Here is a 12,140-nt window from a genome sequence, read left to right on the forward strand (position 1 = left end):
GGGATGCACCCCCCATCCCCGACCCCCGAAGGAGTTTTCCTCGTGAGCCGCACTCTGAGGAGAAGCCTCGCCGTACTCCCCGCCGCCCTCCTGCTCGCCCTCGTGCCGGGCAGTGCCTCCGCGTACCCCAACCCGGGTGTCGTCAGCGGTGACATCGTCGTCCACGACCCCAGCATGGTCCGCAGCTCGTCCGGCCAGTACCTGCTCTACTCGACCGGTGAGGGCCTCCAGCTCCGCACCTCCACGGACCGCACGGCCTTCGGCCGCTCCGGAAACGCGTTCACCACCAAGCCGAGCTGGTGGAAGAACTACTCCTCGGCGTCCGACCCCTGGGCCCCGGACATCTCGTATCAGGGCGGCAAGTACCTGATGTACTACGCCGTCTCGTCCTTCGGCTCCAACACCTCCGCCATCGGCCTGGCGGCCTCCACCACCGGCCAGGCCGGCAGCTGGAGCGACTACGGGATCGTCTACACCTCCAACTCGTCGAGCGACTACAACGCCATCGACCCCAACCTGTTCGTCGACGACGACGGCAAGTGGTGGCTCTCCTTCGGCTCCTGGTGGACCGGGCTCAAGATGATCCGGATCGACCCGTCGACGGGCAAGCAGTACGCCGGGGACACCGCCCGCCGGTCCCTCGCCTCCCGGCCCACCGGGACCAAGGCCGTCGAGGCGCCCTCCATCGTCAAGCGCAACGGCTACTACTACCTCTTCGCCTCGTACGACACCTGCTGCGCCGGCACCAGCTCCACGTACAAGATCAAGGTGGGCCGGGCCACCAGCGTCACCGGCCCGTACAAGGACAGCAACGGCGTCAGCATGCTCAGCAACGGCGGCACGCCCGTCATGGAGTCGCACGGGCGCTACATCGGCCCCGGCGGCCAGTCGATCCTGGCGGACTCCGACGGTGACCTGCTCGTCTACCACTACTACGACGGACAGGACAACGGCACCCCGAAGCTCGGCGTCAACCTCCTGAACTGGAGCAGCGGATGGCCCGTCGCCTACTGACCCTGCTGAGCGCCCTCCTGCTGGCGCTCGCCATGGGGCAGCCGACGTCCGCGTCCGCCGCCGAGGGCCGCCCCTACACCAATCCGGTCAAGGCGCAGAAGGGCGCCGACCCCTGGATCTCGTACCACGACGGCAACTACTACCTGGTGTCGACCAGTTGGACAGACGTCATCACCGTGCGGAAGTCGCCGACACTGGCCGGACTCTCCACCGCGCCGAGCGTGCAGGTGTGGCAGGGCGACGCCGCCTCGCGCTGCTGCAACATCTGGGCGCCCGAACTGCACTACTCCGGCGGACGCTGGTACCTGTACTACGTGGCCGGCCAGAACATCACCGACTACAACCCCACGCAGCGTGTCCACGTGCTGCAGAGCGCGGGCTCCGACCCCATGGGGCCCTATACGTACAGGAACCAGCTGGGCAGCACCTGGATGCTGGACCCGAGCGTGCTCACGGTCAACGGGTCCATGTATCTGCTGGGCAGTGCGAGCGGCGGCGGTACGCAGAATCTCGTCATCGCGCCGATGTCGAACCCGTACACGCTCAGCGGGTCGTTCTCGACGATCTCCACACCCACCCACGACTGGGAGAGAACCGGGGGCATGGTCAACGAGGGGGCCGAGGTGCTCCAGCGGGGCGGGAAGACGTTCATCGTCTACTCCGCCAGCGGCTGCTGGACCCCCGACTACAAGCTGGGACAGCTCACGCTGACCGGGTCCAACCCGCTTTCCGCGTCCTCGTGGACGAAGAAGTCCAGTCCGGTCTTCCAGCGGAACGACGCCGCCGGGGTCTACGGACCCGGGCACAACGGCTTCTTCACCTCGCCGGACGGCACGGAGAGCTGGATCGTCTACCACGCCAACGACTCGGCGTCCGACGGCTGCGACAACGGGCGTACGGCGCGGGCACAGAAGTTGAGCTGGAACTCCGACGGCACGCCGAATCTGGGCACACCCGTGGCTCTCGGCACGACACTGGCGGGGCCCTCCGGTGAGACGGCGGCGACCCCGACGGCGTACACCGTGGTCAACCGGGCCACCGGAAAGTGCCTCGATGTGAGTGGTGCGTCGGCCGCCGACGGAGCGAACGTCCAGCAGTGGACGTGCGACGGCAGCGCGAAGCAGCGCTGGCGCATCGACGACCGGGGAGACGACACGAGCAGGCTGGTGAACGTCGCGTCGGGCAAGGTGCTCGACACCGCGGACTGTTCGACGGCCGACGGCGCCGACCTGCGGCAGTGGTCCTGGCTCGACAACACCTGCCAGCGATTCCGCTTCGTCACCACCGAGGCCGGGGGATGGGTGCGCATCGTCAACCAGGCCACCGGGAAGGTCGCCGACGTGGCGGACTGCTCGACGGCCGACGGCGCCGACGTACGGCAGTGGACCTGGCTGAACAACACCTGCCAGCAGTTCAAGCTCGTCCCGGCCTCCTGAGGCCGGGACCCGGTCCGGGCCGGCCGCAGCTCACGGGCTCAGGCGCCCGTGAGCTGCGGCGGCGTGGTTGCCCCCTCACCCTCGCCCCGCACCGGCGTCCGGGCGTGCGGACACGCGGCCCCTGCGGCATCGACGTCGGAGCGCCCGGCAACCTTCGGGACGGCTGCGGCGACTACCGAGTGCAACCCCACCTCTTCCCACGACGAACGGATCAGGCCATGGCAGCCAGCCGACGACGACGCACCGCCGACCGCCCGGGGCCCCGCACAGCTATGACCGCGGGGGTGGCGGCACTCCTGGCCGCCGCCTCGGCCTGGACCTCCGGGGCGGCGTCAGGGGCCGAGGCGGCGACCACCGTCACCGTCGCCAAGGACGGCAGCGGGCAGTACAGGAGCGTGCAGGCGGCGGTCGACGCGATCCCCGCGGGCAACACCGCACGAGTCGTCGTCTCCATCGATCCGGGGACCTACCGCGAACTCGTGAAGATCCCCTCCAACAAGCAGAACGTCACCCTCCAGGGCAGCGGCTCCAGCCGCAAGGACACCGTCATCGTCTACAACAACGCCTCCGGCACCCGGAAGCCCGACGGCTCGGGCACCTACGGAACCAGCGGCAGCGCGACCGTCGCGGCCGAGGCCAACGGCTTCCAGGCCCGTAACCTCACGATCTCCAACGACTTCGACGAAGCCGCCAACCAGAACATGAGCGGACTCCAGGCCGTGGCCCTGCGCACCGCCGCGGACAAGGTCTTCCTCGACTCCGTGATCGTCACCGGCGACCAGGACACCCTGCTGCTCGACACCGCCTCCAAGACGACACTCGGCCGCGTCTACATGAAGAACTCCTACGTCATCGGCAACGTCGACTTCATCTTCGGACGCGCCACCGCGGTGATCGACGCATCCGTCATCACGCTGAAGAAGCGCTGGGACGGCAGCTCCGCCGGCTACATCGCCGCGCCCAGCACGGCCGCCGACCGCAAGGGTTTCCTGATCACCGGGTCCACCGTCAACGGTGATGTCTCGGCGGCGTCCTTCTACCTCGGCCGGCCGTGGCACGCGGGTGGGGACGCCTCGCTCGACCCGATGGCCACCTTCCGTGACACGGCACTCAGCTCTGCGGTCAGGTCCGCACCGTGGACGGACATGAGCGGGTTCTCCTGGAAGGACGACCGCTTCGCCGAATACGGGAACACCGGGCCCGGATCCGGCTCGGCGAGCAGCGACCGGCCGCAGCTCACCGACTCCCAGGCCGCGGATCAGGAGACCGCCGACTGGCTGGCAGGCTGGACACCCTCGGCGTCCTGAGCCACGGTGGTGGGCGGCGAACGGCTGCCGACGATGCGGTCGTCTGCAGCGAAGCGCTGCCGACTGTGCGGTCGAAGCGCTTCGACTCCCACTCTGGACAGTCCCTGTGAGCGAGTCTAGGCTCCACGTGTCTTGGCATGTCAGAGTGCGAAGGGGAGCACAGCGCGGCGCTGTCGAAGCGCTTCACCCGCTCTCCCCTCCGGTCGCCATCTGTAGGGGAGAAGCCGAATGGTCACGCTTGCCGAGGTCGCCCAGCACGCCGGAGTCTCCGCGAGCACGGTGAGCTACGTCCTCAGCGGCAAGCGGTCGATCTCGGCCTCCACCCGGGAACGGGTGGAACACAGTATCCAGCAACTGGGCTACCACCCCAACGCCGGTGCGCGCGCCCTCGCCAGCAGCAGGTCCAACATCGTCGCACTGATGGTGCCCCTGCGTACGGACATGTATGTGCCGGTGATGATGGAGATCGCCATCGCCGTCGCCACCAGCGCCCGTACGCACGGTTACGACGTCCTCCTGCTCACCGGGGAGGAGGGGCCTGCGGCCGTCCGGCGGATCGCGGGCAGTTCGCTGGCCGACGCGATGATCCTCATGGACGTCGAACTGCACGACGAACGGCTGCCGCTGCTCCGTGACTCGGGGCGGACCGCCGTCCTCATCGGCCTGCCCGCGGACACCTCCGGGCTGACCTGTGTGGATCTCGACTTCGAGGCCACCGGGGCGCTCTGCGTGGATCACCTCGCCGGCCTCGGCCACCGCGAAGTCGCGGTGATCGGCGAAGCGGCCGCCGTCTACGAGCGGCACACGGGCTTCGCCGAACGGACCGTGGACGGCATACGGGCCAAGGCGCAGGAGACCGGGATGCGGATCCTGCACCGCCCCTGCGAGGGCGGTTACGCCGCGATGGCCGGCACTCTGGGCCGGATCTTCGACGAGCGGCCTGGAACGACCGGCTTCATCGTCCAGAACGAGGCCGCCGTCGAGCCGCTGCTCAATCTGCTCCAGCAGCAGGGGCGGGCCGTGCCCGAGGATGTGTCCGTGGTGGCCATCTGCCCGGAACAGGTGGCCACGCAGGCGTCGGTGCGGCTCACCTCCGTGGCCATCCCGGCGCAGGAGATGGGGCGCCGGGCGGTGGAACAGGTGGTTGCGAAGCTCGCGGGCCGAGGTACGGACGAAGTGGAGCTCCTGGAACCGGTTCTGACGGTGCGTGCGAGCTCGGGGCCAGCGCCGGTGTGACCGGGTGCGAGCTCGGGGCCAGCGCCGGTGTGACCGGCGAGAGGGCGCCGCTCGCTCGGCAGGGTGGAGTGTCCCGAGCGCCCTGCCACGGGCCTGGCAGGGCGGGGCGGATGTGTGTCACAGGTGGTCAACAGGCCCTGTAGTGAAGCTGGTTGCTGAAGATCCGGCGTGATAACTTCGCGATCTGTCATGAAGGTGGTACCGGCTCGACGGGGGTGGTCGGTGGTGCGGAACGGGCTGTCCGGAGGGGATGAGTCGGGCGAGGCCTGGGCGCAGCTCATCGGCGCGCTGGTCGACTTCCTGTGCGAACAGGACTTCGTGACCGACCGCGACCAGTGCGGACAGTTCATAGACTTCGCCGCGGAACACGTCGGTGCGGAGATCGTCTACCGTCGGCAGAATCCGCGGGCCGACATGGTGTTCTTTCTCCGGAAGCTGCTGAAGTACGAAAAGGGCCTCGAAGCGCTGAACTCCGCTGTGCGCGCCATCGCGGGCCGGGAGTGCGCGGCCCAGCTGGCGCGGATCGCGGAGGCCGCCCGCTCGGCCGATGAGGAATTCACCCCCGACGCGGTGCGGGAGGCCCACCGGCTGCTCGGCGAGGAGTGGCGCGTCGACGAGGCCCGCCTGCACGCGATCCTGAACCACGAGCTCGGGGCCGACGTGCCGTACGGCCGGACGCCGGTCCAGCTCTTCGACCACCTGTGCGCCGTGAACACCCAGGCCGACGGTCTGCCCCCGGCGCTGGTGCTCGTCGAGGCCGCCGCGTCCCTGGCCCAGCCGGTGCTCCGCGAGGAGCTCAGGGACTGGTCGGACGCGTGGGCCCGTGAAGCCGGCCCGGACACCGTGCGGGCGCTGGAGGAGCGGAGGCGTGCGATGGCGGCCCGGCCGGCGGCCGACCCGTACGTGTCACGTTGTCTCGTCGTGATGGTGGAGCCCGCAGACGACAGTTCGGCTGATGTCTATGTACGTCACTGGGTCAACGCCGCGCCGGGGTACTGGGAGCCCGTGGCGGGAGACATCGAACGCACCAGCCTCGACGCCCTGGCCGGCGCGGTCGAACGGGCGATCAGCCAGGGCGCCGCACGCTGGGCGGATGTCTCGGAGAGCGAGAATGATCCCCCGGTGCAGATCGAGTTCGTCCTCCCCCTCCAATTCCTGAATCACGACATGGCGGGCATCAAATTGGGTACGCGGTCTCATGTCCGGATGCCGATCGCCCTTCGCTACCATGTCCATCTGCGGAGCCTCGAGCGCATGAGGGCCCGTGACACGGTGGAGCTCGGCCGGTGGCGGGCCCGGTGGACACAGCTCAAGAAGGTCGGCGTGGCGGAGACCCACCGGTGGCACGGGCAGCAGGGTGACCGACTGGAGCACTGGCATGCCAGACTCGCGGGGAACCCGCGTCTGACCGCGGTCATACTCGATGTTCCCGCCATGCCCGGCCACGGTATGGACGCGCTCAGCATCGCCATCGAGCAGGGGGTCGGACTTGCAGCCTGGGACCGCAGACCGGACAGCCCGGACCTGTCCGGCCAGGTGCTGACCCTCCTGCTCGCGCATCCGCCGGCCCAGCTCCCGTCGAAAGTCAGTCAGATCCGTCAGGAGGCCGAGGAGTTGGGGCGTGACAGCCTTTCCGTGGGTAAGTACATGGCGTTCTTCTGGGACGACCCGTACCGCCTGGTCGACTGCGAGGAGTTGACAGCATGACCGAGCAGGCCTCGGCAGCGCAGTCCGTCACGCCACCCTCCTGGAGGGTGTTCCACGCAACGGGGCAGCCCCCGGCCGGCGGCCCGCCGGAACTGCCGCAGCCGCCGCCCTGGCGGGTGTTCGCCGGAAGCCCGCTGCAGCAGGCCCCCCCGGACGACGCGCAGTCGGCGCTGCGCCGGCTCGGCACAGTGCAGGAGGGCCCGCAGTTACGCGAGGAGGAGATCAACGCGGTCAACGCCGCGCTTCTGCTGCGGCGCCCCCTGCTGATCACCGGGCCGCCCGGAGTGGGCAAATCCACCCTCGCGTATCTGATCGCCCAGGAACTGGGACTCGGCCGGGTCCTGCCCTGGAGCATCGTCAGCCGCACCACACTGCGCGGCGGGCTCTACGAGTACGACGCCATCGGGCGTGCCCAGGCCATCGCCGCCTGGCGCGCCGGAGGCACCGCGGAGGCGGAGAGCGGCACGGGCAGCGCCCCCGACCTGGGGGACTTCGTGACCCTCGGCCCGCTCGGCACGGCCCTGCTCGCCTACGGACGCCCCAGGGTGCTGCTCGTCGACGAGCTGGACAAGAGCGACATCGACCTGCCCAACGACCTGCTCCACGTCCTGGAGAACGGCAGCTACGAGATCCCGGAACTGGTACGCGCCGGCGTGGCCGAGCTGTCCGTCTTCACCGACGACCCCCAGGGCCGGGCCGTCATCGAGGCGGGCCGGGTCGAGTGCGCGGAGTTCCCCGTGGTCGTGATCACGAGCAACGGCGAACGTGAGTTCCCGGCCGCCTTCCGGCGCCGGTGCCTGCCGCTGGAGATGCGCCCGCCCAGCCGCGAACACCTTGTGTCCATCGTCATCAGCCACCTGGGCCGGCGCCCCGAAGGCGTCGACGGCCTCGTGGACGACTTCGTCAGGCGCCTGGAAGGCGGAGGCACCCAGTCCGTCGATCAGCTGCTGAACGCCGTCCAACTCACCACGGCCCACGGATTCCGGGACGACAGTGACGGGCGTAAGCTCATCGAGATGCTTCTCCGCGACCTCTCGAAAGGCCGCTGATGAACGGCTCGCCACGGGAACGCGCCCCGGACACGACCCCCGCGCCGAGCGGCGGCGACCTCCACGATACCGACGGCGAGGCGAGCTGGCAGGACCTCGCCGACGCCGTCTGGCTCGCGGCGGCCTGGCGCCGTGCGGGCCGTGGAGCGGACGGGGGGACCGACCTGGACCCCGCGCCCTTACCGGACGTCATGGAGAGGGCCCTCCCCGAGGTCGCGGCTCCTCCGTTCGGGCAGGGCGCGGAGGACACCGTGCCCGCCGCGAGCCATCCGGGAGTCGACCCGCGGGACATCGAACTGCTCGACGCCCTCCCTTCACGGCAGGGCCGGCCCGACACCCTCGCTCCGGACGAGGCACGCCCCACGCGGCGCGTCGTGCCGCTGCCCCTGGCCAAGGCCCTGCGGGGCCTGGGCCGGCGCGTGCCGTCGCGCCACGAAAGCCGGCTGGACGAGGCCCGCACCGCCGAGAACGGTGTGATCGACGGACTGTGGATCCCCTACCTCGACCCGGTCCAGGAACGAGCCTTCGACCTGATGCTGCTCGTGGACAGGGCGCCCACCATGCCCGTCTGGGACAGCTCCTTACGTCAGCTGACCGACGAGGCGGTCCGCAGCGGTGCCTTCCGGGACGTCCGTACGGTCGATGTCCTGCTGCCCGCCGCGGCGCCGCCCGAGCTGCGCTGGCCCGGCAACAGGCGGGCCGACCCGGCCGAACTCCTGGACGGCAGGGGGACACGGCTGTTCCTCGTCGTGACCGACGGGCTGGCACCCGGATGGGCCGAGGGCGGCGCCGACGAACTGCTGGGGCGGCTCTCCGCGGCCGGGCCGACGGCGCTCGTCCATCTGCTGCCGCCGTACCTTCGCCACCGCTCCTCGGTCTACCCCTTCCGGGCGCGGCTCGACGCCGCCGGATTCGGGGCGCTCAACCGCCACTTCCTCTGCCACCCGCCGCACGGAGTGCCGGAGCACGCGCACATCCTGCCCGACACGGGGGACGGTTCCGTGGCCGTCCCGGTCCTCAGCCTGCGCCCCGGCTCGTTCCGCGCCTGGGCGGACCTGGTCACCGGGGAACGCGGCGTACGCCGGACGCTGCCCGTGGTCCTGGCCGGTGCGATGGCCAAGGGAGTGGCCGCGGCCGGGCTGCGGGCGCCGAGGATCGAGGGGCCTCGCGCGGCAGCCGACGCCGTCCGCAGGTTCGTCGCGCTGGCCAGCCCGCTCGCACGGCACCTCGCCGTCCTGCTGGCGGTGGCGCCCCTGCGCTTCGACGTCATCGAGGAGCTGCGTGCCCGGGCCTTTCCCGAGTCCCGCCCCGAGCACCTGGCCGAGGTGATGATGGGCGGTCTGATCGACTGGGAGCGGGACGGAGAGGGCGGTCCCGACTTCGCCGACGGCATTCGCGAGGCACTGCTCGCCACCGGGAACCGCACCCAACTCGCCCGGGCCGTAGGCCTGCTCGCGGAGTCGCGCGCCAGCCGGGCACAGGGTGTACGGCTGCGCGCCGCGCTGCGCGATCCGGCGCAGGCCGCGCTTCCGGACGCGGGGGGCGGCCCCGCGTGGCTGCGCATCGAACTGGCCGTACTCCGCGCCCTGGGAGGCATGCCGTACCGGAGGCGCGCGGCGCTCGTCAACAGCGAGCTGCTGCACGGCGCGGGGGCGTCGGCGGGGGCGACAATAGATGATAAAGAGGCATCTGATGTGAACGAGATCGACCCCGCTTCCCCGTCGCAATCGACGGTTCCACCAGGAGGATCTGTGTCGTCGACGACACCACCCGTAGACACCGAGCAGGATCGGGTCGACGCGCGCACCGCCCTAGCACCGGAGCTCCGGTTCGTCCGTACGGGCCAGCCGAAGATCATGGGCAACGTGCCACCGAAGAACCCGAACTTCACCGGGCGGGAAAGTCTTCTGGCGGCGGTGGAACGGCAGTTGCGGGAGGACGAGACCACAGCCGTCCTCCCGCACGCGCTGCACGGCATGGGCGGTGTCGGGAAGTCGCAGATCGCCGTCGAATACGTGTACCGCCACAGCGGTGAGTTCAACGTGATCTGGTGGATCCCCTCGGAGCAGGAGAACCTGATCCTGGGTGCCCTCGCCGACCTGGCCCGCAGCCTCGGTCTGGAGGTGGGACCGCAGGCCAACGCCGCGGTGCCCGCCGTCCGCGAGGCCCTTCGTACGGGCAAGCCGTTCGACAACTGGCTGCTGGTCTTCGACAACGCCGAGGACATCGAGGCCGTACGCTCCTACTTCCCCAACGGCGGGCCGGGGAAGATCATTGTGACCTCACGCAACCGCGAGTGGGAACGCGTCGCCACCCCCCTGAGCGTCGACGTCTTCGACCGCGAGGAGAGCGTCGCGCTCCTGCAGCGCCGCGCCCGCGGCCTCAGCTCCGGGGACGCGGACCGGCTCGCCGCCGCGCTGGGCGACCTGCCCCTCGCGGTCGAGCAGGCGGGCGCCTGGCACGCCGCCACCGGGATGCCGGTGGACGAATACCTCACCCTGCTGGACGAACGCAGGCCCGAGATCCTCGAGCTCGACCCGTCGCCCGACTATCCGCTCCCCGTCGCAGCGGTCTGGGACATCTCCCTCGGACGCCTCTCGCAGGACAACCCGGCGGCACGTCAACTCCTGGAGATCTGCGCCTGCATGGCGCCGGAGCCCATCCCGCTCAACCTCTTCAGGGGCGGACGCAACGTCGAGGTCACCCCCGAGCTCGACCCGGTCCTGCGCGACCCCCTGCTGCTGGCCCGCGCCACCCGTGACCTGAGCAAGCTGTCGCTGGTGAGACTGGACCACAAGACCGCCACCCTGCAGATGCACCGGCTGATGCAGAACGTGATCGTGGCCAGGATGGACCCCGAGGAGCGGGCCAGGATGACGCGAGCGGCCCACCTGCTGCTCACGACCGCCAAGCCGGGCGCACCCGCCTCGCCGGACCAGTGGCCCGCCTACCAGGCGATCCTCCCGCATGTGATCGCGTCCGGGGCGGTGGAGAGCTCCGACGCCTGGGTCCGTGACCTCGTCTACGACATGGTGTTCTTCCTCTACTACTGGGGCGCGCACGAATCGGGCGCCGCCCAGGCGCGGCTGGCCTGGTCGGCTTGGCGGGCCCAGTCGGGTGACGAGGACCTGCACGTCATCAGGATCACCAAGCTGCTCGGCTTCTATCTGCGGCTGCTCGGGCGACCCGACGAGGCGATCGTGCACAACGAGCGGGCTCTCGCGATCTCGCGCGGCGCACAGATTCCCGATGAGGAACTCATCGACTCCATGTGGCAGATGGCCGGGGCCCTGCGACACCGAGGTGAGTTCCAGCAGGCACGCGAGCTGGCCGAGGAGGCGTTCACAAGGGCGAGCGACCTGTTCGGGCCGGAAGACCCCACGACGCTGAGCGCGGCACACGACTTCTGCGTGACCCTCAGGCTGAACGGGCGGTTCGGCTCGGCGCGCGGGATCGACGAGGAGACCGCGCGGCAACGCGAGCTCCTCTACGGCCCCGCGAGCGGTCTCACCCTCAACACACTGAGCGCCTTGGCCTCCGACCTCCGGGAGGCGGGCGACTACCTCGGCGCGCGGGCACTGCAGGAGTCCAACTACCTGACCTACGTCACTCATTTCGGCGAATCGAATGCCTCGACCATCCGCGCTGCCCTGAACCTCGCCGTGTGCCGGCGCAGGGCCGGGGTCGTGGAGGGCGGAGCCGATCTCGCCGAGCAGACCCTGGAGCGGTTCACCGCCCGTTACGGCCTGGGCAACCCCGACGCTCTCGGCGCCGCGGCGCACGCCATGGTCGAACGCCGACTGAACGGCGACCTCGCCGGGTCCCGGGAGCTGGGCGAACAGACGCTGGCCGGATACCGCCAGGTGCTGCGGGACCATCACCCGTACACACAGTTCGCCAAGGTGAATCTCGCGGCGACGCTGCGGGCGCAGGGCGACATCGACAGGGCCGAGGTACTGGACACCGAGGCACTCCAGCATCTGGAAGGCTCCCTGGGAGGCGCGCACCTGAACACGCTGACCACGGCGATGTGCAGGGCCAACGACCATTACGCCCGGCTGGACTTCACAGAGGCCGGTGCAGCCGACTCGGCGGTCCTCCCCAAGCTCACGGAGACGGCGGGGGCCGGCCACCCGCTGACCCTGGCCTGCACCGCCAATCTTTCCCTGGACCAACGTGGACTGGGGAATTCCCAGGAGGCGGACCGGCTCAACTCGGAGGCCGTGGCCGGGCTCGCGCGGTTGCTCGGGGACAACCACCCCTGGCACACCGCGGCGAGGCTCCATCAGCGCATCGACTTCGACATCGCACCGCTGCCGATGTGACATCGAGGACGGCCAGGTGTTCGTCGGCCCCGTCCGTCGCCCTCGCGGGTGACGGACGGGGCCGCA

7 protein-coding genes are annotated in these 12,140 nt (G+C 70.2%); all 7 read left to right on the plus strand.

The window, feature by feature from the left end; genetic code table 11:
• Positions 1-42: 42 nt before the first annotated feature.
• The 7 genes from ACIQM3_RS23840 to fxsT all read left to right on the plus strand — a co-directional run bounded on the left by ACIQM3_RS23840 (position 43) and on the right by fxsT (position 12,074).
• Positions 43-1,014, plus strand: a complete 972-nt coding sequence (locus ACIQM3_RS23840) for an arabinan endo-1,5-alpha-L-arabinosidase (protein WP_401627334.1) — start codon at positions 43-45, stop codon at positions 1,012-1,014.
• Positions 996-2,450, plus strand: a complete 1,455-nt coding sequence (locus ACIQM3_RS23845; protein WP_401627336.1) for a family 43 glycosylhydrolase — start codon at positions 996-998, stop codon at positions 2,448-2,450. Before ACIQM3_RS23840 ends, ACIQM3_RS23845 begins: the two co-directional genes overlap by 19 nt.
• A 218-nt stretch (positions 2,451-2,668) precedes the next feature.
• Positions 2,669-3,757 carry a pectinesterase family protein gene (locus ACIQM3_RS23850; RefSeq protein WP_401627338.1) on the plus strand — a complete coding sequence of 363 codons (1,089 nt, stop codon included), beginning with the start codon at positions 2,669-2,671 and terminating at the stop codon, positions 3,755-3,757.
• Between the two features lie 228 nt (positions 3,758-3,985).
• On the plus strand, positions 3,986-4,993 hold the full coding sequence (locus tag ACIQM3_RS23855) for a LacI family DNA-binding transcriptional regulator (protein WP_401627340.1): 1,008 nt from the start codon (positions 3,986-3,988) through the stop codon (positions 4,991-4,993).
• 189 nt (positions 4,994-5,182) lie between these two features.
• Positions 5,183-6,700, plus strand: coding sequence for a hypothetical protein (locus tag ACIQM3_RS23860; protein WP_401627342.1), 1,518 nt, complete (start codon positions 5,183-5,185; stop codon positions 6,698-6,700).
• A complete protein-coding gene (locus ACIQM3_RS23865) occupies positions 6,697-7,749 on the plus strand; it encodes an AAA family ATPase (RefSeq protein WP_401627344.1) in 1,053 nt (350 codons plus the stop codon). Before ACIQM3_RS23860 ends, ACIQM3_RS23865 begins: the two co-directional genes overlap by 4 nt.
• Positions 7,749-12,074: an FxSxx-COOH system tetratricopeptide repeat protein gene (gene fxsT, locus ACIQM3_RS23870; protein ID WP_401627346.1), complete on the plus strand. Its 4,326-nt coding sequence runs from the start codon at positions 7,749-7,751 to the stop codon at positions 12,072-12,074. Before ACIQM3_RS23865 ends, fxsT begins: the two co-directional genes overlap by 1 nt.
• Positions 12,075-12,140: the final 66 nt, after the last annotated feature.

This window comes from Streptomyces sp. NPDC091271, assembly GCF_044757505.1.
In the GTDB taxonomy this organism is placed as follows: Bacteria; Actinomycetota; Actinomycetes; order Streptomycetales; family Streptomycetaceae; genus Streptomyces.

Coding starts and splice junctions, on each gene's coding strand:
- ACIQM3_RS23850 (WP_401627338.1), top strand. CDS start 2,669: ATGGCAGCCAGCCGACGACGACGCACCGCCGACCGCCCGGGGCCCCGC.
- ACIQM3_RS23855 (WP_401627340.1), top strand. CDS start 3,986: ATGGTCACGCTTGCCGAGGTCGCCCAGCACGCCGGAGTCTCCGCGAGC.
- ACIQM3_RS23845 (WP_401627336.1), top strand. CDS start 996: ATGGCCCGTCGCCTACTGACCCTGCTGAGCGCCCTCCTGCTGGCGCTC.
- fxsT (WP_401627346.1), top strand. CDS start 7,749: ATGAACGGCTCGCCACGGGAACGCGCCCCGGACACGACCCCCGCGCCG.
- ACIQM3_RS23860 (WP_401627342.1), top strand. CDS start 5,183: ATGAAGGTGGTACCGGCTCGACGGGGGTGGTCGGTGGTGCGGAACGGG.
- ACIQM3_RS23865 (WP_401627344.1), top strand. CDS start 6,697: ATGACCGAGCAGGCCTCGGCAGCGCAGTCCGTCACGCCACCCTCCTGG.